Source organism: Moritella sp. Urea-trap-13, from assembly GCF_002836355.1.
Taxonomy (GTDB): domain Bacteria; phylum Pseudomonadota; class Gammaproteobacteria; order Enterobacterales; family Moritellaceae; genus Moritella.
Genome location: NZ_PJCA01000031.1, coordinates 1,047,708 through 1,073,085 on the forward strand (window position 1 = coordinate 1,047,708; position 25,378 = coordinate 1,073,085).

The 25,378-nt window shown below is 40.6% G+C and carries 19 protein-coding genes; 3 read left to right on the forward strand and 16 right to left on the reverse strand.

The annotated features are described in order from the left end of the window. Nucleotides 1-20 precede the first annotated feature (20 nt). Nucleotides 21-1,361, reverse strand: coding sequence for a BamA/TamA family outer membrane protein (locus CXF93_RS12730; RefSeq protein ID WP_101062866.1), 1,341 nt, complete (start codon nt 1,359-1,361; stop codon nt 21-23). A 299-nt stretch (nt 1,362-1,660) separates the two neighbouring features. On the opposite strand from CXF93_RS12730, the gene CXF93_RS12735 reads away from it, so the two are divergent. Continuing rightward, entirely contained in the window at nt 1,661-2,488 is an 828-nt protein-coding gene (locus CXF93_RS12735; RefSeq protein ID WP_232784195.1) for a DUF547 domain-containing protein, read from the forward strand. A 49-nt stretch (nt 2,489-2,537) separates the two neighbouring features. On the opposite strand, the gene CXF93_RS12740 is transcribed toward CXF93_RS12735, so the two are convergent. The 3 genes from CXF93_RS12740 to hisA all read right to left on the reverse strand — a co-directional run bounded on the left by CXF93_RS12740 (nt 2,538) and on the right by hisA (nt 5,395). Continuing rightward, nucleotides 2,538-3,062 (reverse strand): type II secretion system protein, encoded by a 525-nt coding sequence (locus tag CXF93_RS12740; RefSeq protein WP_101062867.1) that lies wholly within the window; start codon nt 3,060-3,062, stop codon nt 2,538-2,540. A gap of 77 nt (nt 3,063-3,139) precedes the next feature. Then, the gene (locus tag CXF93_RS12745; protein ID WP_101062868.1) at nt 3,140-4,417 is read right to left on the reverse strand and encodes an HD-GYP domain-containing protein; all 1,278 of its coding nucleotides are present in this window, start codon (nt 4,415-4,417) and stop codon (nt 3,140-3,142) included. A gap of 219 nt (nt 4,418-4,636) precedes the next feature. After that, nucleotides 4,637-5,395 (reverse strand): phosphoribosylformimino-5-aminoimidazole carboxamide ribotide isomerase, encoded by a 759-nt coding sequence (hisA, locus tag CXF93_RS12750; RefSeq protein WP_101062869.1) that lies wholly within the window; start codon nt 5,393-5,395, stop codon nt 4,637-4,639. 330 nt (nt 5,396-5,725) lie between these two features. On the opposite strand from hisA, the gene CXF93_RS12755 reads away from it, so the two are divergent. Continuing rightward, nucleotides 5,726-8,662, forward strand: a complete 2,937-nt coding sequence (locus CXF93_RS12755; RefSeq protein WP_101062870.1) for an HD domain-containing phosphohydrolase — start codon at nt 5,726-5,728, stop codon at nt 8,660-8,662. A 509-nt stretch (nt 8,663-9,171) separates the two neighbouring features. Here CXF93_RS12755 and CXF93_RS12760 read toward each other — a convergent pair. The 5 genes from CXF93_RS12760 to CXF93_RS12780 all read right to left on the reverse strand — a co-directional run bounded on the left by CXF93_RS12760 (nt 9,172) and on the right by CXF93_RS12780 (nt 17,206). Beyond that, the gene (locus CXF93_RS12760) at nt 9,172-12,765 is read right to left on the reverse strand and encodes a methylmalonyl-CoA mutase family protein (protein WP_101062871.1); all 3,594 of its coding nucleotides are present in this window, start codon (nt 12,763-12,765) and stop codon (nt 9,172-9,174) included. 152 nt (nt 12,766-12,917) lie between these two features. After that, nucleotides 12,918-14,072, reverse strand: a complete 1,155-nt coding sequence (locus CXF93_RS12765) for a dihydrolipoamide acetyltransferase family protein (RefSeq protein ID WP_101062872.1) — start codon at nt 14,070-14,072, stop codon at nt 12,918-12,920. Then, nucleotides 14,072-15,049 carry an alpha-ketoacid dehydrogenase subunit beta gene (locus tag CXF93_RS12770; protein ID WP_101062873.1) on the reverse strand — a complete coding sequence of 326 codons (978 nt, stop codon included), beginning with the start codon at nt 15,047-15,049 and terminating at the stop codon, nt 14,072-14,074. Before CXF93_RS12770 ends, CXF93_RS12765 begins: the two co-directional genes overlap by 1 nt. After that, complete coding sequence (gene pdhA, locus CXF93_RS12775) at nt 15,046-16,155, reverse strand: pyruvate dehydrogenase (acetyl-transferring) E1 component subunit alpha (RefSeq protein ID WP_232784196.1); 1,110 nt, start codon at nt 16,153-16,155, stop codon at nt 15,046-15,048. The genes CXF93_RS12770 and pdhA overlap by 4 nt, the downstream gene beginning before the upstream one ends. Continuing rightward, nucleotides 16,145-17,206 carry a Glu/Leu/Phe/Val dehydrogenase dimerization domain-containing protein gene (locus CXF93_RS12780; protein WP_101062874.1) on the reverse strand — a complete coding sequence of 354 codons (1,062 nt, stop codon included), beginning with the start codon at nt 17,204-17,206 and terminating at the stop codon, nt 16,145-16,147. Before CXF93_RS12780 ends, pdhA begins: the two co-directional genes overlap by 11 nt. Before the next feature lie 491 nt (nt 17,207-17,697). On the opposite strand from CXF93_RS12780, the gene CXF93_RS12785 reads away from it, so the two are divergent. Next, nucleotides 17,698-19,032, forward strand: a complete 1,335-nt coding sequence (locus tag CXF93_RS12785; protein ID WP_101062875.1) for a sodium-dependent transporter — start codon at nt 17,698-17,700, stop codon at nt 19,030-19,032. A gap of 153 nt (nt 19,033-19,185) precedes the next feature. On the opposite strand, the gene CXF93_RS12790 is transcribed toward CXF93_RS12785, so the two are convergent. The 7 genes from CXF93_RS12790 to CXF93_RS12820 form a co-directional block, all read right to left on the reverse strand. Further along, on the reverse strand, nt 19,186-19,581 hold the full coding sequence (locus CXF93_RS12790; protein ID WP_101062876.1) for a CBS domain-containing protein: 396 nt from the start codon (nt 19,579-19,581) through the stop codon (nt 19,186-19,188). After that, nucleotides 19,578-19,928: a P-II family nitrogen regulator gene (locus CXF93_RS12795; RefSeq protein ID WP_101062877.1), complete on the reverse strand. Its 351-nt coding sequence runs from the start codon at nt 19,926-19,928 to the stop codon at nt 19,578-19,580. Before CXF93_RS12795 ends, CXF93_RS12790 begins: the two co-directional genes overlap by 4 nt. 63 nt (nt 19,929-19,991) lie before the next feature. Continuing rightward, entirely contained in the window at nt 19,992-20,804 is an 813-nt protein-coding gene (locus CXF93_RS12800; protein ID WP_101062878.1) for a DUF1538 domain-containing protein, read from the reverse strand. Continuing rightward, nucleotides 20,801-21,541, reverse strand: coding sequence for a DUF1538 domain-containing protein (locus CXF93_RS12805; protein WP_101062879.1), 741 nt, complete (start codon nt 21,539-21,541; stop codon nt 20,801-20,803). The genes CXF93_RS12800 and CXF93_RS12805 overlap by 4 nt, the downstream gene beginning before the upstream one ends. 233 nt (nt 21,542-21,774) lie before the next feature. Next, on the reverse strand, nt 21,775-23,427 hold the full coding sequence (locus CXF93_RS12810; protein WP_101062880.1) for a non-ribosomal peptide synthetase: 1,653 nt from the start codon (nt 23,425-23,427) through the stop codon (nt 21,775-21,777). A gap of 82 nt (nt 23,428-23,509) precedes the next feature. After that, complete coding sequence (locus tag CXF93_RS12815; protein WP_101062881.1) at nt 23,510-24,496, reverse strand: acyltransferase; 987 nt, start codon at nt 24,494-24,496, stop codon at nt 23,510-23,512. Nucleotides 24,497-24,795: 299 nt separating this feature from the next. After that, the gene (locus CXF93_RS12820) at nt 24,796-25,209 is read right to left on the reverse strand and encodes a DUF3568 domain-containing protein (protein ID WP_101062882.1); all 414 of its coding nucleotides are present in this window, start codon (nt 25,207-25,209) and stop codon (nt 24,796-24,798) included. Nucleotides 25,210-25,378 lie beyond the last annotated feature (169 nt).

Here is a 25,378-nt window from a genome sequence, read left to right on the forward strand (position 1 = left end):
TTTATATCGTTAATATACCGTTAGAAGGGCTGGTTAACCATAAACCACATCTGAGCATCATTTTCACTTTTCGCGTAATCAATACGAACCAGTACACCTTCAACATTAAAACGTAAGCCTAAACCTGCAGTCCATTTTAAGTCATCGTGCAACTCGGCCATATCAAAACTATCAGCGACCTGCCCAGTTTCAACAAATGCACTCCACTGCCACCACGGGAAGCTATAAAATGGTAAGTTATGCAGCGGTTGCCAATGCGGCTTTACACGGTATTCAGCACTATATGCGACAGCACTTCGGCTGTAGAACTGCCCTGATGAATAACCACGCAAACGGTTAAAACCACCAAGTTTAATACCAGCAAAAGCAGGCGGTCGATGCTTATCAGTAGTACCATTATCCCAAGTCGGTGTGTCGGCAAGGTAATAGTTAAATGCTAAGACTTGTTCTTTAAACAACACATTGCCATCAAACGGCACAAACGCACTTTGCTCGACTTCCCATGTTGTCCAGCTATTACGCTCATCATCACCAAAGTCACGACGCACAGTAAATCGAGTTTGACTACCCGATTCGGTATCACCAATACTGTCACGATTATCCCAATTAAGCTGTAACTCTAATCCTTGAGCAACATTAGGTAAGTGATCATAATTCGTCACATCACGCTTTTGTTGAAATGGCGTAATATTAATACTGGTAACGCCTGATTCTAGCGGGTTAAACGTAATATCACCACGCTGTGGCACCAAACTGCGGGCGCCACCATTAGCGCCTAAACCCCATGGTAATACATATTTAGCATTAACACGCAGCGATGATTCAGAACCCTCTGCAATAATTTTATTGGTTGCAAGTGGTTCGCTTGGTGTTCTTGCCGAAGGAACATAATAAATACCATTGCTCAGATAACTACGATAATATTCTGTCGAGAACAGCCATTGCTTTAAACCCGGTAATGCATAATTATTAAGTCCGATAAAGCCGATATTACTGTCATTTTCACTGTATAAACCCAAACCGAATATCGATGCTTGCGGCTGCCCTGCATGCTTAATAATGCCTGACACACCAAGGGCAGTACCTAATTGTTCTGTTGATATAATGAAAGGCACACCTGCGACTTCAGTATCAAAGTGAGGCATAGCTGCTGCTTGGCCGGCATTAGTACTAACTGTAGTATCACTACTTTCAGTGCTACTTTCAGTGCTATTTCCTGTATCATTTTCTGCAGTACTGTTTTCCGCACTATTTCCGCTGGTATTCTCAATGTTATTTTTTGTAGTCTCTTCAGCATTCACCTGATTTGGCATCAGCAATGCGCTACATAACAATGAGACACAAATATTCTTATAAGACACTTATACTCCAAAGGGGTAGTAAATAAAGGCAGTAATCAATATAGGTCAGGAAGATAGCCCAAAACGCTCTGTTTGTACACGGTAGTAAGGCACTAAACCCCCGACTTCAATCTAATTAATTATTAAACATAATAAATAACAGTAAACAGTGATTATTTTCTCCACTTATGTAAATAACTGTATCCTTCACACTGCTCAACTATGATTAATATTAAGAGCAATAGTCAAAACACGCGTTATAAAATGAATACAAGGGTATGATAAAGTCAGAGTTTATTTTGGCTAAGGATGTAAGGTTTATGATGACAAAAGGTTTTTTGAGTTTATGCATTATACTAATGAGTAGTTTTTACTCTGCTGCTAGTATCGCCAAGCCGCTATCCTATTGGGATAAAAGTAATCTATCAATGGTGCAAGATGTTGATCACAGTCAGTGGCAACACATCCTAAATAGCTATTTAATCGTCGGTGAAGACAGCACTGCAATGACCTTATTCAATTATCAGGGAGTAACCAGTGCAGATAAAATTATTCTTAAACAATACCTCACTCAACTGCAAAGCATCAACCCGTTACAGCATACCAAAGTGCAGCAGCAAGCTTATTGGATTAATTTATATAATGCGCTGACCGTTCAGTTGATACTCGATAACTATCCCGTCAAATCGATTACTAAACTCGGTGAACGGTTTTTTTCATTTGGTCCATGGGATGATGATGCAACGGTAGTCAATGGTAAAACACTGAGTTTGAATGATATCGAACATGAAATACTGCGCCCAATCTGGCAAGACCCACGTATTCACTATGCGGTGAATTGTGCCAGTTATGGCTGCCCTAACTTATCAGCAAGCGCATTTACCGCGAGTAATATAGAAGCGTTATTAACGGCGGGTGCTTATGCTTACATAAATCATCCACGCGGCGTGACAGTGAAAGGTAATGATTTGGAAGTGTCGAGTATCTATAAGTGGTATTCAGAGGATTTTGGAGATAACGAGAAAGCATTAATTGAACATTTACAGCGCTATGCCAAGCCAGAATTAAAACAAGCTTTGCAATTATTTCAACAAAGCCCCGGTGACATAGATTATGAGTATGATTGGCGTTTAAATAAAGCTGAGTAATAAATTTTTAATAAAAAGGATTCATCTGCCGATGGATCATTATTACTTTTTAAGGGAAAGTTGTTACGCTACCAGTATTAGTATCATAACGGATGTATAAAGCTTGATTATCACTCCACTTATACAAACAAATACCTAGATCATCCCGAATATTCTGCACAACAAATGGTGTACTCGTTTCAGTGTCATCAATCTTATCACTACCAGTATTTAAAATTGTATTCCATAACGACACACAGTCATCTACATTATCAGTTTTAATTGGAGTGGTATCAGGATCAGGATAGTTTTGTGCAGGCCAACCAACAGCGTTAAAATCAATAGTTCCTTCAGCACCAGCACCATACAACTGTACATCATCATTTGAGGTGATATCGGTTGCAGACCCCATGATCACCCATTTACTGTGAGCGAGATTAACCGCACTTTTCAACGCGCCAGCCGTGCCTTCGACAACCGCAATTTCAGCATCATCAGCTAAGTTTAAAAATTTAGGTAATGCGGTTGCAGATAATACCCCAAGGACAATAATCACAATAACTAATTCAATAAGGGTAAAACCATGTTGACGCATTTTCAAAATTTAAACCTTTATAATAAATAACTAGCAGCCCATTATAGGGTATAAGCTCTAATTGTATAGATGTAATATTACTTGTCGCTTTTATCGTTTTCAAAATAATAACTAATTCGACTTCTTGGGTTAAGGTATTCGTAAATTCGCTCCGGTAATTTATCCGGTTTAAGCACACCAGTAATAGTTAACTTACGTGCTTCTAAATCAATAATAGGGGCTTCTGCACGCGGTACTTCAGGATCGTAAATAAGAATATTAGGAAATAACAAGCGTTCTGAATTGACCGACAGTACCATCCCCACTTGATCATTCGATAATCGCACAACACTACCAGGAGGATAGATCCCTAATATCTTTACTAATAATTTCAAATCACTTTGGTTATATTTATTTGCACTATTTTTATACAACCAAGACAATGCAGTAGACGGGACGCGAGCTTTAGTTATATCCAGGGGATGACAAAGCGTATCGTATTTATTCACGATACTAACCAGTTGCACGAGTGGGTCAATATCATCGCCCGCCAAGCCTTTCGGGTAGCCACTACCATCTAAAAGTTCATGATGTTGAGAGATAATCGCTTTAGCATCTTCTGGAAAAGTATCCACTAAATTAACAAAATCGAGTCCATATTTAGGATGCAGTTTTAAAAAATTCTGTTCGGCACTCGTCAGTGTGGTTTTTTTTCGTAGTATTTGCGGTGGGATTTTTAGCTTACCCATGTCATGGAATAACGCGCCCATGCCAATGGTTTTAATTTCATTTAGATCTAAACCTTTCATTTTCGCCAGCAACATAGACAACACTGACACATTCAACGAATGATAATAAATGCTTTCGCTTTCTTTGGTTTCACTCATTAAATGTAAAACAATATGTTCTTCTTTTAACAGTGACTCCGCCATATTACCTACAAGTTGAGTGGCTTCATCAATAGCATTAAGTGGACGACTAGCAAGTTTCGTCATCACAGAACGTACTTGAACAGCTGCTGATTGGAAGTTTTTTTCAGTCTTAATTATTTTGCGGCGGTGGTTTTTTAGTTTTTCAATATTCTCTTGCTTCGCTTCCCACAGTTCCCGTTGAATATTCTCTAGCTCAATGTTGGAGATATCAGAAGAAGGGGCTGTTGAACCTGAGGTCGATGTCTGCGGCGGTAACAAGCCATTATCACTACGTTGTGGATAAACGGCAACGTGTGAAACACCCAATTTACGAATAAGTAATAGTTGCTCTTCAGACTCAATTTTGAAATTATTGAACATGAAAGGATGATCACACCAACCCAAGGGTAATTTTATATAATTCCCGATCTGGATACGATCAACTGTTACTTTAATACTACTCATAATAAACCACAAAACAAAACAGAAGTCGTATATTAGTGGAACAAACTAGTATTTTAAAGGTGTTTTTGTAGAACGTGACGATAATAATATATAAAGTTGATTTCATTCACAAAATATAGTTAATAGTTATTTACCATTCATACCAATAAATAGCAGGCTACTATTCATACACATGATTATGAGAGCCTGCTAACTTCGATTCTATTAACTGATTGAATACTAATGTTGCTGATTCCAATCAATGCACTGCTGTAAAGTAATACCAGAGCCACCAAATATATCCAGCGCACTGCCAATGGTTAAATCCACTTTACCATTTGATAAACGCTCAACTAAAGCCAAGTCCTCAATACTGCGCGCACCACCAGCATAAGTCACCGGTATACAAGTATGCTGGCCTAATAAGCTGACAAGTTCTTGATCGATACCATTTTGCAGCCCTTCAACATCCGCAGCATGGATCAAAAATTCGGCGCAATGCTCAGAAAGTTGCTGTAATGTTTCAGCATTAACCACAGTACTTGTTACAGTTTGCCAACGATTCGTCGCTATATTCCAACCTTGTGCAGTTTTCCTACAACTCAAATCCAAAATTAAGTGCTCTTTACCTATCAATGCTTTTAACTGCGCGAGTTTATCCCAGCTAAACTCATCACCATCAAACAAATATGAGGTTACAATGACATGCGATGCACCCGCCTCGATATACTTAGCGGCATTAGTTAGATTAACCCCGCCGCCAAACTGTAAACCTTGTGGCCATGCCGTTAATGCCTTGATTACTTCAGCTTCATTATTTGGGCCTAATGCAATCACATGACCACCGCGCAGATCGTGTTGACGATAAATACTTGCGTAATACGCAGCATCATATTGGCTAATAAAATTAGTCGCAGCGCCTTGATCATTCAAGCTACCACCAACAATTTGTTTTACTTTACCTTGGTGTAAATCAATACAAGGACGAAACTGAGTCAAAACAACACTCCTCTGTTAAAGACTAAACGATCAATTCCTGATCATAGACCGCATTACGTATAAATATTTGGTTTAATAGTATAACCACAATATATACGTAATGCGGTCATTTTCAGTATTTTAAATGGTTAATATTTATGACATAAAAAATGTTAAATTAGAGTTAACATTCCACTCACAACATTTACATTGTATACTAACCCGTTATTAGTAACTCATAAGTGTTAGTTGCGACACGTAGTACTTTTCTCATAACAAATAGCACTATTCTCGTAGCGCATTGTATTATTTTTCTCGAAACGCATCGCATTAATAAAACCGGAGCTAGGTTTGCAAAAGATTAAATTGTCGCTGACAAATTATACTGCAATTGCATTCTCATCATTTCTATTTATCACTATCAGTATTCTCATCATCGTCAGCTATAATCGTATGTCAGAGATGGCGCACGATGCCACAGCTCAACAATTCCAACGTTATGTTGATGATATTTATACGTCAGTAAACGATAAATATAAGCCTATTACGCAACTGTTTGGTTATCTAACTACCAGTTCTGATTGGGATTATGAAAAAGCCTCAGACATTAGTTTAATCAAAGCCATTGACCTTACCCGCTACCTTGCTAAAGATACCCTAACTAACTCCATTTATATGGGGTTCTCTAACGGTGACCTACTTGGTGCGCATAAGTTAAGTTCTAAAACTAAACAATATTATTATGATGCCCCCGAAAACGCTACATTTGTAATAGAAACATTAGAATACAAACAAGCGGGTTCAAACACGCTGACTCGTGTTTATCTCAGTCCTGATTTCAAAATAATTGATACTACAGTGACGAATAATGATTCATTAAACGTTTTTGAACGTACCTGGTACAAGATTGGTATTCAAAGTCTTAATTTAGTCCCCACTCCAGTATATAAAGATTTAAGAACCAATGAAGACTCATTAACCTTGGTGCAAAAACACCAATTCGCCGATGTTGTTATCGCCACAGACCTAAATATTAAAACCATCGTTGATAGCTTAAAATCTTCCGATCTTAGCCATGACGCAATACGGATATTATTTGGTGACCAAGGACAATTCATCATTTATCACAATAACGATAGCCGCTTTTCTAATATTAATAATACTTCTGATACTGATACTGATACTGATACTGATACTGATATGGCGAGCCTGTTACAAAAAGATCAATTTAAGCAGATCGTGCGTAATAATCTGAATAAAAATAAACTTTTTACTTTTGATTTCAAAGGCGAAAAATGGTTAGCACAAAGCCACAAGATTGGTTTTTTTCAAGGTAACAAAGCGCATCTTATTATTGCTGTACCCAAGAATAGTATCTTAGCACCGTCCAAGAAGATGCTTAAAGAAACCATGCTGATGTTGGTTTCAATCGGATTTTTATTTATTCCACTAAGCTGGTTTTTCGCGCGAGTATTAACACGACCACTACGCACGTTATCAGAGCAAATTAAACAGGTAACCGCCTTAGATGTTTCAGAAACCACAACAACGCTCTCTCATATTGACGAAATTGCCGATCTGCAACTATCCACTGCGAAAATGCGTAAAACGTTGGATGATTTTTTACGCTTGCTGACCATGCTTTCTAACGAACAGGATATTCATAGTTTACTAGAAAAAACCTGTTCGAAAGCCAGTGTCATGCTCGAAGCAGACTGTGCTTTTGTGTATTTAAAATCCGCTGAGGATGACAGCATATTAGAGCCCTTTATTTTACATACTCAAAATGACAGTATAAATGCTGATATTAGCCAGTGCCCTAACCTGTCGACACAATGGCCGTATGAAAAATTAAGAAACAATGTCAATGTTAAAGATATTCAATTTAATCTTATCCATCCAATGCTAAAAACAGCATTAGTTAAAGCTGGCATCCACCCAGAAAATAGTAATGTTTATACTTTAACGATCCCCTTGGTCGATCGCAGTGGTCACATTTTAGGTCTACTTGGCTTTAGTTACGACGAATGTCTTGGTGGAGATGATCTCACGCATGTCATGGGCGTAGCAAAAGCGTTATCAGACTTTGTATCACTGTCTTTTGAAGGCCAAGATTTAATTGCCAAGCAAAAAGAACTGCTCAACTCATTTATCAAATTGATTGCTGGCGCGATTGATACAAAATCGCCCTACACAGGCGCTCATTGTCAACGCGTACCTGAACTTGCGAGTATGCTCGCTGCTGCAGCGTGTAAATCAACACACACACAATTTCGTAAATTTAATCTAGATTCAGAGGGTTGGGAGCAGCTCAACATCGCGGCTTGGTTACATGACTGCGGCAAGGTCACAACACCTGAATATGTGATAGATAAAGCAACGAAATTAGAGACTATTTACAATCGAATTAACGAAATAAGAATGCGCTTTGAAGTGCTTATTCGTGATGCGCAAATTCAAGCCCTTACGGCAATTTCACAGGGTGAATGTGCCAAGCAAACCAATAATATATTGGCCGACAACATACGCCTAATTGAAGATGACTTTGCATTTTTGGCGAAATGTAATCTCGGCGAGAACGTGGTTGATGATGATGCGATTGCCAGAATAGAATCTATATCTCAGCAAACTTGGTTACGTTTTCTGGATGATGAACTCGGACTTTCACCGGCTGAACTTGCCCAAAAAAACAGAACAGCTCCTATCACCTTACCTATAATGGAGCCGGTGTTATCTGATCGTGCTGAACACATGATCTCACACATTGATAATTCATTGGAATTAGAGGCGCATTTACGCTTTAACATGAAACGTCCGCTACAGCGTAATAACCAGGGTGAACTACATAACCTGATGATCCAACGTGGCACAATCAATGCTGAAGAGCGCTACATCATTAATCATCATGTGATCCAAACAATTACCATGCTGGAGCAACTACCATTACCGCCGCATCTAAGCCGTGTACCCGAGATTGCAGGTGGTCATCACGAACAATTAAATGGCCGTGGTTATCCGCGCGGCTATCAAGAAGAAGAAATATCGCTTGAAGCACGTATATTAGCTATTGCGGATGTATTTGAAGCCCTTACTGCTAGTGATAGGCCTTATAAAACAGCCAAGTCGCTGAGCCAAAGTATTAAAATACTAAGCTTCATGAGTAAGGACAGGCATATCGATAGCGATCTGTTTAAACTGTTTTTAAGTTCGGGGATTTATCTTGAGTATGCACATAAATACTTAAAACCGGAACAAATCGATAACGTCGATATTTCCGCGTATTTATGATGATATTAATTATTTAAGCAGTACGATGGATGCAGTAAATTAGACGAAAGAATAAGAAAGATAAGAGCTGAACAAAGAGAATAGAGAGAATAGAGAATTTTTTGTTTCAGAAACTAAAACGCCATCTATAAATAGATGGCGTCAAATTATGAATTCCTAGATATTAGTAGCCTAAATGTCTTGGGTAAGTGAATTTTAAGTTATATAAATCACCAAAAACAGGAGTTGCAGGTACTGAATTTTTCATAGGGGTCACCTTCTAAATCATTAATCAAAAATTGAACCACGTGGCTCAGTTGATCTCGGTTCCTTGGAGGCGGTTTAACGGACTCATCCTTTGAGCATTTTTCTATCTTCTCGTTCAGAAGATGTGACCAATGTAACATAAAAAAACCATTACGCAAGCTTTCATTTGAAACCCATCACATAATCAAACAAATATTCTAACCAAGACGTGACCTATAAACGTGACAGCCGTCATACATCTATCCACACCTACTAACATCTATTCACATATTGCGACGATATTTACCACCAACTGCATACAGCACGTCCGTCAATTGAGATAGACTAGCAAATGGTGCGGCTCCCATTAGCGCTGCAAAACTATTATTTGCAGAGTTATGATTAGATAACAGCGCCACTTTCATTACAGCCAATGACAACTCACCCTGTTGATTGTTTTGCTGCTTGAATCCTAGTACTGCGTCTATTTGTTGCTGCTTTTTATTATCACTACAGCGTACCAATTGATTCTCACTCAATGGCATCGAATCATGCGTATCCTCATCTCTGGACATACAATTAACCCCTACCATATCCAGCTTGGAACTGCCTTTTAATTTTTCGTAATACATACTTTGCTGCTGGATCTGCGTGCGTTGATAGCCGCTTTCAATCGCTCCCAGAACCCCACCACGACGGGCTAAACGATTAAATTCGCCATAGACAGCTTCTTCAACAAGGTCAGTTAACAGCGTTATCACATAACTGCCTTGCAGGGGGTTTTGATTTTTATTCAGCCCAAATTCTCGATTAATAATGGATTGAATGGAGAGCGCACGATAGACCGAATTTTCAGTCGGTGTGGTAATGGTTTCATCATACGCATTGGTATGCAGGCTATTGCAGTTATCACAAAGTGCGTAAATGGCTTGTAAGCTGGTACGTATATCATTTAAATCAATTTCTTGCGATTGCAGGCTGCGCCCTGATGTCTGAATGTGATACTTCAATTTTTGGCTACGTTCATTGGCGTTATATACCGACTTTAATGTCCGCGCCCATATCCGCCGTGCAACACGCCCTATCACGGCATACTCAGGATCCATGCCATTACTAAAAAAGAAACTCAATCGTGGTGCAACATCATCAATGTCTAATCCTTGCGCTAAATAATATTCTAATAAGGTAAAGCCGTTAGCGAGTGTAAATGCCAGTTGAGTAATTGGATTAGCGCCCGCTTCACCAATGTGATAACCACTCACTGAAACAGGGTAAAATTTCGCAATGGCGTTCGCACTAAAGTAGCCTTGCATATCGGCCATTAACTTAAGCGCAAAGTCTAATGAGAAAATACACTCGTTCTGCGCTATCTCTTCTTTTAAAATGTCAGCTTGCAGTGTTCCTCTGACTTTATGGTAAGTCGCGGTTTTCAACGCAGTGTATTCATCCTCTAACCCAAGCAGTTCAGTCATTAACACCTGTCCAGATATACCCAGTAACTTAAGCCCTAAACCGTCATGCCCTTGCGGCAGATCACCACGATAAGTAGGCCGTTGTTTTGTGCTATTACTGCCCTTACCATTACCACGACAGCCAGAAGATAACAAATACGCTTTAGTGAGTTTGTTGGCTTTGCTCCATAGATTCTCTTGGGTTAAATACAACTCAACTTGTTGATCAATGGCGGTATGTAAAAACCATGCCATGAGAATTGGCGCAGGGCCGTTAATCGTCATCGATACCGACGAGCTGGCGTCACACAAGTCAATGCCGGAATACAGCACTTTCATATCATCAAGCGTTGCAATCGATACACCAGACATACCAATACAGGCAAATACATCAGGGCTTATTGCAGGATCGTGTCCATAAAGGGTATTTGGGTCAAATGCCGTGGATAAACGAATCGATTTTTGGCCTTTAATTAAATAATGAAAGCGCTTATTGGTATCTTCAGGTAAGCCTTCTCCAGCAAACATCCGCGTGGGGTCTTCATCATTGTGCCTTTTCGGAAAAACACCCGCGGTATAAGGAAACTGCCCGGGGCAATTTTCATTAAGCAAAAAAGCGGTGATGTTATCCCAATGCCCCTCAACTGGTTTAGCGACATGCGGTATCACAGTACCACTTAGACTAACAAAGTGATCTTTATGTTCACCATATGATTGATGAGAAGCGATGGTATCAACGCCCTCTTCAATGCGCTTTAACGCGAGCTCTTCATCGTCTCTAAACCAAGCCAATAAGGCATGTCTAAGCGGCACTGAAACCTGAGCTAAAAGTTTGTTATAACGTAAACGGAGCGGTGGTAATAACATTTTCAAGGATGCATCTGTGACTAAAAAACTATGTTCATCAGATTCATTCTCTATATTTGCTTGGGGATAACGCGCTAGCTTAGTAGGTAAACAAGGATCTCCGAGATCAGCTAACATTTGATAACAACTATGTAGTGCCCGTACTTGTTCTATTTGCTGCTGATTACTCTCGGACAGATCTGTGTAATGGTTACAAATTGCGGTTAAATAATCCGAATTTTGTAACTTTAACTGACTTACGTTGAGTGTCCAATCATAACGGGGGTAGCGAGTTAATATTTGTTGGTAATTTTTTTCGACATCAACCTGTGCGGGAAAAGGTAACTTAGTCATCAAGAATGCAATAAATCGGCCGAAACCATGATCGTTATAGTGGTTTGCTACCATAGGAAAGACAGGCAGTTCATTGTTAGCTAAATGCTTTGCTTGCTGGTTAAAACGCCATTGCTGTTGCACATCATTAAAAGCATCTTCACTACCTTGTTGGTCGGCTTTATTCAGCACCACAGCATCAGCATATTGTAACATTTCAATTTTTTCTAATTGGCTACTGGCACCATAATCCTTGGTCATTAAATAGAGGCTAAAATCAACCATATCAACAATGGCACTATCACTTTGGCCTATTCCCGCAGTCTCCACTAATACCAGATCAAAGCCTTGGCTAATTAACATCGGCACACAAGTTTGTAAGGATTGGCTGACCGACACATTGGCTTGTCGCGTGGCAATCGACCGCATGAATAATCGGTCGTGCGGCAGGGTGTTAATACGAATACGATCACCGAGCAAGGCACCGCCGGTTTTTTGAGCGCTGGGATCTACGGCTAAATAGGCAATCTTAATATCTGGATAAAGCTGTAATAACGCCGTTAATAACTCATCACTAAACGTACTTTTACCCGCACCACCCGTCCCTGTTATCCCCATCACCAGCGATTTTTTGACTGGCAAGCGAGAAGATAATGCGGATGAAACATTAGCTTTACTGCTAGAGCTAGAGCTGACATTGCCACTAGTAGTGCTGTTACTCGCCAATCGGTCTTGCTCAATTGCGGTGATTAATTGCCCCAGATACAAATCTGTTGCAGGCTTTACCCCTAGTTTTTTAATCCTTAATTTCGCTTTAACTTTGGGCTTAAGCGCGATTAAACGGCTTAATAAATCACTGATCATCTCGTCTAAACTAAGTACATCAGCACTGGTATAAACCCGCGAAACACCTTGAACTTCTAGTTTTCTCGCTTCATCTGACGAGATAGTTGCGCCGCCGCCAACAAATATCGCTGGTTTAGCGCCAACGTCGGCGAGACTAGATAATAAGTAACCGAAATAGGCATTATGCCCACCCTGATAGGAGCTCATAGCAATGGCATCAACATCTTCTTGTAATGCAGCGGTCACCACATCATGCACCGAACGGTTAATACCTAAGTGTATAACTTCAACTCCCCGCGCTTGTAATAACCGCCGTACAATATTAATTGCAGCGTCGTGACCGTCAAACAAACAGGTCGCAGTTAAAATGCGTAAGGGATACTTGGTTGAAGTCATTTTCATCACTCTTCACTCCGCACTTTTTATAAAAAGTGTTATAAAAGATTGCTGTAAACATTGTTACAAAAGGTTTTCTAAAACAGTGTCATAAAGCAGATTATAAAACATCACTGTGAAGCATGGCTGTAAAAGCTCGCAACCACAGGGTGCTTGAATTAGCTTTCCAGTGCGAGATCAGCCATTAATACCGCTAGAAATCGAGCGGCTTCACCACCTGTAATAGATCTGTGGTCAAATGTTAAGGACAAAGGTAATAAGGTACGCTCAACAACACCGGACTGTTCATCAGCCTTCTTAGCAAAGAGTAGTTGTTGAAATAAGCGTCCAGTACCCAATATTGCAACGGTCGGCGGCATTACAATCGGGTTGGCATATTTACCCACCATACTGCCAAAATTAGATAAGGTGATGGTATTGCCACGTAGGTCATCCGCTGCTATTTTTCGTTGTGACACGAGCTCTTTCAGGGTATTAATTTTATCGCGCATCTCTTGTGGAGTGTAGCTTTGAGCATCCCGGATCACCGGTACAAACAAGCCATCTTGCGTATCAACCGCTAAGCCTAAATGCATGGGTTGGATAATTCGTCGACCAATAGCGTGGCTGTCATACCAAGCGTTTAATGTCGGCTCAGTTTCACAAGCCATTGCCATTGCACGAATAATGCGTACTGTAATATCACCTTGTGCAAACCAAATGGTAATATCAGCATCATCATGCAGTGTGACTGGAACAACTTCAGCATGGGATTGTGTCATGGCTTTTGCCATACTACGGCGCACGCCTTTCAGTGGCACTAACTCCCCGACATCGGCAAATATTTTAACCACACGCTCTACATCAGAAGCGGTAATGGTACTATGCGGGCCTGAAGGCGTGACAATCGCCAAGTCGATATTATATCGGTGTGCTAATGCCCGAACTGCCGGTGTCGCTTTCACGCCAATACTGCTACCCGACACAGATTGCGGGGTTTCTTTTAATTTACCTTCGGATGTATGCAGCTCACCGACGACAGATGTCGATGCTTTTACTGGTGCGGTTTTTTCCTCAGTTTGACTCGTTAATACCGCGCCCTCCTCCGAGAATTCCACCAGTGGATCGCCAGTGTGAATAATGTCACCGCTTTCACCATACAGTTTCACCACAGTGGCGTTTTCAGGGCATGGGATCTCAACAATTGCTTTTGCCGTTTCCATCGACACCATTAACTGGTCAGCAGTCACGACATCACCAGGTTTAATGAACCATTCAACGATTTCGGCTTCGGGTAAGCCTTCGCCTAAATCAGGTAATTTGAAAATATGCATCAGAACTCCATGACGTTGTTAACGGCGGTAATAATTTGTTCAACACTGGGCATATAATATTTTTCCATTTTAGCCAGTGGCATAATAGTGTCATAACCGGTTACGCGCATTACCGGTGCTAATAATGTCATTAACCCTTCTTCAGCAATAATGGCGGCAATCTCTGAGGCGACGCCGCCACTGCGCGCGGCTTCTGAGATAATCACACAGCGACCGGTTTTCGCTATCGAGCTTAATATCGTGGTTTTATCTATCGGTTTAATCGAGGCAAGATCGATAACTTCTGCTGATATATTCCGTTCAGCCAATTGATCAGCCGCTTGTAAGGTTTCATATAACATTGCCCCCCAACTAATGAGCGTCACGTCAGAACCTTCGCGCAGGGTGAAACACACATCCAACGGTAATGCTTGACCATTGTTGTCGACTGATTCTGTTTGTAATCGATAAATACGTTTCGGTTCAAGGAACACTACAGGATCAGGGTCGCGAATAGCGGCAAGCAATAATCCATAAGCGCGACCAGGTGAAGACGGAATAACCACACGGATACCGGGAATATGGGCAAAAATAGCTTCGGTACTTTCACTGTGATGCTCTGGAGCATGAATACCGCCCCCATAGGGCGCACGCAATACCATAGGGCAAGTTAAACGGCCGCGAGTACGATTACGCATCCGCCCGGCATGACATAAAAATTGATCGAAGGCGGCATAAATAAAGCCCATAAATTGAATTTCGACCACAGGTTTCATGCCCTGCGCAGCTAACCCAATCGCCATACCGCTAATCAGTGATTCAGCTAACGGTGTATCAATAACCCGTTCCCGGCCAAACTCAGCCTGCAAGCCTTCTGTAGCACGGAAAACGCCACCATTAGCACCAACATCTTCGCCAAGTACAATAACGTCCTGATCTTCAGCCATTGCATCAAATAAGGCGTTATTGACCGCATCAATAAGTGTCATGTCCTTCATTCTTCACCTTCCTGTAACAGCGCATTGCGTACTTGCTCTAACTGGTCTAGATAATGATCGGGCAAGGTTTCATACAGATATTCAAACATAGTGGTTGGCGATGCAGGAGGAATGGCAAGATAACGCGCCACCGCGGCATCGATCTCATCACTGCACTGTTTTTCTAGCTTTTCGATACCGGTGTTATCAATGATCATTTCATCCAAGAGCAAACTTCGTAACCGAATCATAGGTTCTTTCTGCCAAGCTTCCCCGACATTATCATCGTCACGATAGCGAGAAGCATCATCGGCAGTGGTATGATCGGATAAACGATAAGAAATGGTTTCAATAAGATGAGGACCTTGTCCTTGCCTTGCTCTGTCGATAGCCGCTTTAATTTTGATATAACAAGCGATGACATCATTGCCATCTACTTGTTCACAACTAACACCACCAGCAATGGCTTTTTGTGCCAGCGTTTCGCAACTCGATTGTTCATCACGCGGTAACGAAATAGCCCATTGGTTATTATTGATAATGAATACCAGTGGTAACTGCCATACCCCTGCCGCATTGACTGATTCATAAAAGTCACCTTTGGATGTCGCACCATCGCCGCAAACAACAACGGCAACACGCGGCTCGTTACGTAATTTCATGGCATAACTGATACCCACCGCATGACAACATTGGCTGGCAATCGGGATGGTACAAGGCATATCTTGTCGCGGCCCTTGAAAGTCCATACCGCGTTCATCGCCCCCCCAATACATTAAAATCTCTTCCGGTTTTACCCCGCGGATAAGTACCGCAGCCGTTTCTCGATAAGCCTGGATAAATACATCTTCTTCGCGCATCGCCTTACCAATCGCCGCGCCAACCGCTTCTTGACCGAGGCAAGAAGCATAAGTACCAAGGCGGCCAGTACGCTGTAGCGCAATCGCTTTACAATCAAAAGTGCGGGTAAATAACATCCAATGGTAAAATTCAACTAGTAATTCACTGCTCACTCCCGCGACAGATAGATTCTTTAAGGACTCTAATAGTCTGCCTTTTTCATTAAGATATTGGGTGTAACCAACGCGGAATATGTTCTCAGTTTTTTCAGTGTTGTTATTCATCATTCACTCCCGCTAGTATCTTTTCAGCTAAACCATTAGCTATATTAACTGTCGAGCTATTTTGCTGCTCAGCTTGGGTAAATATAGCCAGTAATGTGTCATACAAAGCGGCCAGTTTGTGCTGTACTACATCCGGTTTGTTAAGATAGGAAATCTGCAACACACCACCTGAATTGATAACGTAATCAGGTGCATATAAAATATTTCTGGCTGCTAACGCATCGGTCATATCCGGACTTTTTAATTGGTTATTAGCAGAACCAGCAATAATTGAAGTGTTGAATTGGGCGATAGAATGGGCATTAATCACTTGGCCTAAGGCGCACGGTGAAAATACATCACAATTGATGGCATAAATATCATCACCAACAACGACATCCGCGCCAAATTCGTTAATAAGTCGTTGTGTAGCGATCGGATTTGGATCGGCTACTGTTAATTTAGCACCGTCGTTGTGCAGTAGCTTAGCTAACGCATAACCGACATTCCCCACGCCTTGAATGGCAATATGTAAACCAGCAAGTGACTCCCGCTCTAACTTAAACTTCACCGCGGCTTTTATGCCGTAATAAACCCCTTTGGCGGTATGTGGGGAGGGATCTCCCGAGGCTAACCCCGCAGTGGTGGTACACATAACATGATTGGTTTGACTGGCGATAACATCCATATCAGCAATCGTTGTCCCACTGTCCATCGCGGTAATATAGCGGCCATTTAGGCTCTCAACAAACCGCCCAAACGAGGAAAACAATGCTTTGCGATCGATTAAGTGTTTAGGCTTTAAAATAACCGCTTTACCACCACCAAAGGGCAATCGATTAATGGCGGTTTTGTAGCTCATGCCAGCGGCTAAACAACAGGCGTCTTTAATTGCAGCATGAGTAGATGGGTAATCAATCATTCGGCAGCCACCAATAGCAGGACCTAACTTGGTACTGTGAATAGCGATAATTGCTTGTAATTGTGTTTCTGGATCACGCCAGAAGTGCACATCGCTGAATGGATATTGTTCAGCCATGTCAAATAGATCGGTCGATTCTATGAAGCTTGCCATGAACGGTTCTCCAACCTTGGGTTGTGAATACCCTGAACGCACAGTTAATTACATTTTAAGTCATTGGGTATGCAGGAGGTTACTCTAAGAATAACTATAGACACGATACGCAACAGTGCCCATTAGCAAATACGTTATCGTGAGTAGGAAGTAGCGATTAATGATTTATATCAAAAGACAAACAGTAAGGTCAAAAGCATAAAACAGAAGGAATTTAGTTACAGTGTTATATCTTGGATGTAGAGATCTGAAGAAGACGCATAAGCTGGATATTAACGAATAGATTAAATTATAAACTAATAAAAGGGGGTTAAATGAAATATATGCCCTCCGGGCTTTTAATATTACGATAAAACTGGTCTACTTGTCATCAATCTAATTGAAATCTAATTTTAACTAGGTGTATAGAAATGTTTACAATGAGTTGTAGCGCCTCCATATACTGAACAAAATCATTCACTAACTCGGCAAGAAATACGTTGGAATAAATAATGGCAACAGGTTCAAGAGCACAATTTTCGTCTCGTTTCGGCTTCATCATGGCAGCAGCTGGTTCTGCTGTAGGTGTCGGTAATATATGGGGTTTTCCAACTCAAGCAGCCAGTAATGGTGGTGCTGTATTTTTACTTGTTTACTTACTTATGGTGTTTATTCTCGCTTACCCATTACTAGTAGCAGAGCTAACCATAGGCCGTCATGGTCAAGCAAACCCGATTAAATCAATCAAATCGATTTGGCCTAAACAAAAAATGGCTGCAACGGGTCTCGGTATCGCAGGCATGATCGCGGTATCGTTGATCTTAAGCTTTTACGCAATTGTCGCGGGTTGGTTATTAGGTTCATTATTATCACCACTGTTTACGCTTGTAGGGCTAGATAGCGCCGCTGAATGGGTGAATGCATTTGGTACCGAGCGTAACTTAGTGATGATGATTATCTTCATGATAATGACCGTTCGCGTTGTAAGAAGTGGCGTAACAGACGGTATCGAGCGTTGGTCTTCACGTTTAATGCCCGTACTATTTATCTTATTTGGTTTGATGACAGCGTATATCCTAACCTTAGACGGCGCAACTGAAGGTCTTAAAATGTACCTGATTCCAGACTTTTCACACCTAAGTTCAGATTTAGTGATCAGTGCGATGGGCCAAGCGTTCTTCTCATTATCATTGGGCGTATGTGCAATGATGGTATACGGTTCATACTTAAGCAAAGATACCAACATTCCAAAAACAGCCGCACAAGTTGCCTTGCTTGATACCGGTGTTGCATTTGGCGCTGGTCTACTCATTTTACCAGCAATGTTTGTGGCACAGAAAAACGGGGTTGAGATTTACGACGCTGCCGGCGCACTGCTGAGTTCTGATACTTTAGTGTTCACCGTGCTTCCTGCAATGTTTGATAGCATGGGCGCTATGGGCATTGTCATCAGTATCTTGTTCTTTCTATTAATGCTGATTGCTGCCCTAACATCATCAATTGCAATGTTAGAAGTACCAGTATCATGTGCAACGGAAGAATTGAATAAAGAACGTAGTACGGTGGTATGGTGGATTGGCGGTATTATTACGCTAGTTTCAACCGTTATCATCTTCAACTTCGGAGATCTGTTCGGGTTAGTGATCACGGCAACAACTGTGTATGCACAACCAATTCTTTCTCTGCTATTTGCATTACTTGTTGGTTGGGTATGGCATCGTGATCAACTGCTTAGCGAGATAAAACAAGGCAATCCTGAACTAGAAGATGGTTTATTCTGGAAAATCTGGCCTTGGTATGTACGCGTGGTATGCCCTGTACTGATCATTTTAGTTCTGGCATCTTAGTACTGGCTCTTTATATCGTTAGAATAACTACCGATATAATTTAGAACAGTTTTTAGATAACAAAATGGCGGCTATGTCACTATTATTACAATAGAACATAACCGCCATTTTTCTATTTTGTGACTGTCACAAATAAACAAATAGCTTATCTAGCTAATTCTCTAATTCGTGTAAAACCAATTCTTTATAACCAATCAGACCCAGAATACCTTCGTTCTCAATCACCGGGGCATGGGATAAACCAAAGCGCTCAAACAAACGTGCACAATAACGAATGTCCATTTCTGGCGGTACAGAAACGATTGGTTTTGCCATTACTTCATAAATATTAACACGATCGGGTGAACGATCTTTGGCTAATACTTGCTTAGCAATGTCTGATAATACCAAAATACCATAAGCATCATGTTGATCACGCTTATTAACAATGATCACTTTAGAATCATGCTTTTTCATGGCATCTATCGCTTCACGAATGGTCTGCATACCGTCCATACAAATATACTTTTGTGTCATAACAGCATTGGCTTTAATTGGATTTTTGGTCACAGTTCATTCTCCACAGTTTTGGTTAATTGACTAATTTGATGATTCACACCGACGGCATCTTCCACATCGATTTGTACCGCAATACCTGAACCTGGTTTTTTATCAAACTCACCGACTTTATTGATTTCTTCTAAAATATGTCGACTTAAATGTTCTTCAACAATAAATAATAAAACATCGCGCTGGGTTTCTAGCGTTAAACCAAAGAAGGTTTTCGATTGCTTAAGCCCTTCGCCTCGGGCGTTATTAATAATAGTAGCGCCTGTCGCACCCGCACTACGTGCAGTATCCATGATCCCGTCAGTAAGACCAGCATCGACAAAGGCGACGATTAATTTAAAATGCATTTTATTCTCCAACAATTCATAAATTTAACTGTTACTGTAATTGCAATAACTCGTAAACATGCGCTAACTAGTTTGTTGCGACTTTTTGTCACGAGTACTAATCCATTGCGATATTTGTGCATACGCCATTACCGACATTATCGGAAACAGGCTTGCAAAGGCAATAAGACCAAAGCCATCGATAATAGGGTTACGTCCCGGTACCGTTTCCGCTAAACCTAATCCAAGTGCCGCAACTAACGGTACTGTTACTGTCGATGTCGTTACACCACCTGAATCATAAGCCAATGGAATAATTAATTTAGGCGCGACAAGGGTTTGCAAGACCACAACCACATAACCCGCCATGATGTACCAATGAATAGGGTCGCCGACCACAATGCGATAACAACCGAGTGAGATACCAATCGCCACACCCAAGGCAACAGATAGACGTAAACCCCAAACGCCAATCGCGCCACCTGAAACTTCATTGGCTTTGATCGCGACTGCAATCAAAGATGGTTCAGCAATCGTAGTCGCAAAACCAATTAAGAAGGCGAATAGATAAACCCAGTAATAATCAGTCCAAACCAGTTCACGTACGCTTTCAGTAACGACTTCGACATTGTTCACACTCGCCAGAAAAGCCGGATCTGTTAGCTGCTGAGCCATCAAGCGTCCAAGTGGAAATAGCGCCCACTCCAGACCAATCAAAAACAGCGATAAACCGATCAATACCCATAAAAAGCCCATTAGTACACGGCCTAGGTTCGGTAGCGGTTTACGAATAACGGCAAACTGGAAACCAAATAATATCGCCGCAATCGGCAACACATCATGAAACGTGGTCGCAATCGTCGAACCAATCTGACTGAACATATCAACCAAGGTCATAGCATCACCATTCCATAAGCCATTACAAAGATCATCGGATTAAGCGACGCTAACGCGATCAAACCAAAACCGTCAATCATCGGATTTCTGCCTTTAATAGACGAAGCAAGACCAACACCGAGCGCGGTAACCAGTGGTACAGTGATCGTAGATGTCGTGACACCGCCGGAATCGTAAGCAATACCAATAATCTCTGGCGGCGCAAACATAGTCATGATCACCACCAGCACATAACCACCGATGATAAACCACTGCAGTGGCCAGCCTTTAATAATACGCACTACACCGATTGCGATTGCGATACCGACACTCAAGGCCACACTCATTCTTAAGCCTTGTGCGTATTCATCCATAGCTACTTGGGTGCTACCAATAAGATCACCACTGGCTGCCACTCTCGCCGCTTCCGCAGCAACCGCTATTAATGCGGGTTCAGCAACTGTCGTTCCAAAACCAAGACAAAATGCAAAGATTAATAACCAGCCAACGCTGCCTTTACGCGCAAACGCATGCGCCATTGATTCGCCAATAGGAAATAAGCCCTGTTCAAGGCCATGGATAAAGAAGGTGAGTCCTAATAATACAAACAAGACGCCAATAAGCAGTTGGCCGACATTCGGCAGCGGCTGTTGAATAACCACTAACTGAAAGAATAAGATAACAACAATGATGGGAGCAAGATCCCTGATACTGCCCAACATAAATTTAAGTAGGGTTTTAAACGTGTTAACCAACATAGCCTCCTTGATTAGATTAATCACGCGGATACTAGCGTACTGGAAAACTAAAAAACTGATCTAAATCAACATTCTTAAAAACAACCCTATGGAGGTGCATTTAACGACAGGTAAACCTTGATTTAACCTAAACACAACAATAATGAACAATAAAATAAATTATACGGTGATTCATTAACTAAACCATCGCCATTAACTAAACTGCAAAAAACCATCAATAAATAGCGGGTGATCTATTCATTAAAGCGCACCGTCGCATAAATCAGCTCTAATTCAGCCACACTGCATTGCTGCCATTGCTCAGGTAACTCGCTGCCTAAACAGTGCTCGAGCTCAACAGATAAATAAACAAAGGATAATGAATCGGCATTTAAACTGTGGAAGTTTTCATTGGGGGATAGTTCATTTAGACCTAATGCATCAATAAATAAGTGGCTAATGCTCTCCCACTCTTTCTCGTCCAACTCTAAAATAGTTGAAATAGAACGTAGCGTACGTCGAATAAAACCAAGCTCAGGCTTTTTATAGATATGCGCTGCTATTGCTCTAAAATCATATTTACCATTAGACAATAGCGGTATTGCATTAAATGTAGTGATGATAAATTTGTCGCGCGGCAATGAATAGTTTTCACTTAACAGCGTTAACAGCTGTGTGTTATCGACATTATCATCGGCCGTTTCTAGGGCTATCATAATGGCATCATCATTACCTGTTACCGCACTATGTGGATAATTGTTTTTAACAAAACTTTGTACATCATCCAGGTTTATTCGCAACCCAAATAACTTCACAAACCGCTTGGTTCGCCCCACTAAATAGAACAGATCGTGTTGTGTACGACAAGCAATATCACCTGTCAACAACAGTTCAGGCGTCTCATCACCAGCTAAATCAGCAACTGACTGCGCATAACCCATCATCACATTGTTACCGCGATAAACAAGTTCACCTGACTTATCTAATGCCTTAATCTCGTGACCTTCGTCATCAACGATAGACAACTCGCCTTGCGGAATAGCCCGCCCGATCGTATTTGGAAAATCGACAGTGAGGTGCGGAGGAAGATAAGAAATCCTCGGCGAGGCTTCTGTTTGGCCATACATGACAAAAAATTCAACCCCACTTGCTTGTGCTTGTAAGGCATACTCTTTCACCAAATACCCCTCTAACTTACCACCCGCTTGAGTGACATAGCGTAACGTAGGGTATTTTTTAAAATCAAAATCGGTCTTTAACAAGGCTTCAAACGTATAAGGTACACCAGCGAAACTAGTCGCAGAGTACATAGCTAAGTCATGCCAAAAACCGGCATCTAATACACTGTGTGGGGTAAATACGGTACATGCACCGGCTTGCAGATGAGAATGTAAAATAGATAAACCATAAGAATAGTGCAGCTTTAAATGTGCTAAAGCAATATCGTCCTCATTTAACTGCAGATATTCAACTATCGACTCTGTATTAGACTGGATATTAATCGTGCTTAATTTTACAAATTTAGGCGTTCCCGTGGTGCCCGATGTCGACAGTAACAAGGCTAGATTTGGATGTAACCGGTAGCAGTTTTGCGAATGGTGATAAATCTCACCGAGGCCATTAATCAGTATATTTGGGTTATAATGATTAATCAGTTGAATTGACTTATCACTAGCAAAATCATCGGCAAGATAAACGACCTTGTTACTCTTTAAGCAGGCTAAGTAACAAACCACCGACTGAATAGTGTTTTTTGATTCAATAAATACCAAGGCTTTATTATCGCCAAGTTGCTGCGCTAATATATCGACTTGATGATCAAGGTTCGCATAAGTTATGGTATTACCACTGGCTGTATCAATTACCGCAATATTATTTTCAAATCGTCGTAAATCATTAAAAAACATACATACCCCCTTACCTTTATAAGCATAGGCACGTCCAATTTGTATCTATGACACGACAATATTTAGGTATCAAAAAACGAGTTTACAATCCGATAAAAATTTTTGATTTTTCGTGTAAGATTAATTTAATCATCACAAACGAGGCTAACGTGAAAAGCAGTGTTAATACGAAGCTTGCTGATGCTGCAAATAATCCCGTCATTTCGGCACTAAAGTATTGGGTATACAGTATACGGAACGCCGCAATAAAATAGCCATGTACAAAATATAAATAAAAACTTAACCGTGCAAACATATTTAGACACTTATTTTTCTTGGCTAAATGACGTTTTGAGAATGCTATCAAAATCACCGATAAGGCCATTTTCCACAACAGATCTACCGAGGTACTAAATGCAGAATCCCATGACAACCAAAGGTAAACAACTATATAGCTAAATAAAATTAATCCGCTGTATTTTGCTAATTTTTCATAAATACGTGGTTGCTGCCAAAGTAACATGCCAAGTAAATAAGTTGGTAAAAAATATACCGTCCAAATTGCATTATTCACGCTAAATTCCGGTCGCCCAAACCACAATGCAGGAATTAAAGACACGAGAAAAAAAATCCCTAATATTTTTTTATTTTTAGCATAGAGCATGGCCGGACTAAAAAGATACAGGGGAATGATCATGGGGATAAACCACAGCGTGACCAGGTGTGCTCCCGACACCATAAAATACAAGTACTGAGAAACAAAACTTAAGCTATTAATCCAATCCATATCAATCCAGAAATGGGTACTTTTAAGCCCCGACATATAGATGAAAATAGCCGGAAGAGAAAAAAAGAAATAAGGAATAATAATGATTTTAAATTTATGTTTTAAATATTGTAGGTAATTAAAGTTTGTTGATAACGATGAGAATAAGTAACCAGCGACAACAACAAACAAAATTGTTGAGTTATCGAGTAACAAACCGAGACTATGCAAAATAGCCGAGTCATCATTATTAATCGTGCCGATAGCATGGATCAGTACGATCAATAAAATTGCAATTCCTCTGTAATTATTTATAAATTGCATTGTATTCTCTACCTTCAACTTCTACCACTACAACCAGTTTTCACTCGTTGGTCACTATAAAAGGATAGTCGTAACGGCTAGCCTTTTATGACGTCGATTAGTCAAATGTAAGGGTCTATAACAACCCTACTTCATGGAATACAATTATATGCCAATATCTAAAAAATGGCTAAGATATGAAGTTTTAATCCTGTTTATTTAAAATTTTAAGATTAATGTATCAGGTTTAATTTAATATGTAGGATAAGCAAAAGTAAGCATAAGCCTTCAATATCCATGTATATTTTTATTAATACGAACTATTCGCTTAGCTGACATTCTACATTCAGTTCTTTACAGATCTTAAATACCCCTTCCAGTACACGACTAGCGCCATCACTTTCACTGCTATCTGCACTAATCGTTAATTGCGAAATACTACGGCTGACCTGCGCAACTTTAATACTTGCAGCAGTATCATCTTGGCTAATATCCAATAACATTGCAGCATCATCTTGTTGTACAAGCGCTACATTGGCGTTGTTATTAACGATATTAAGTGCGGTGTTGTAAATATTAGCAGCAGGCGCTTTAATGTCGACCGTCGCCACTTCATGGCTTTGACTTTTGTAATACATAACCGCGCCGACTGTCGCTACACCTAGGCCTGCACAACCAGATAACAATGCCGGAAATAGTGCCGTAAATAATAGAACGATAAGACTTTTTTTCATATTTCATCCCTGCTAATTAACTAAAAAATATCATAATATAATAGATTATATATTACTTTACCGATACAGGAGTTTAATTGTCACACTAGCACAACAAAAGTGAAACATAACTGTCATCATCAACCCCTACAATGAACATCAAATATAGCGATTAACTAGATAATCATTA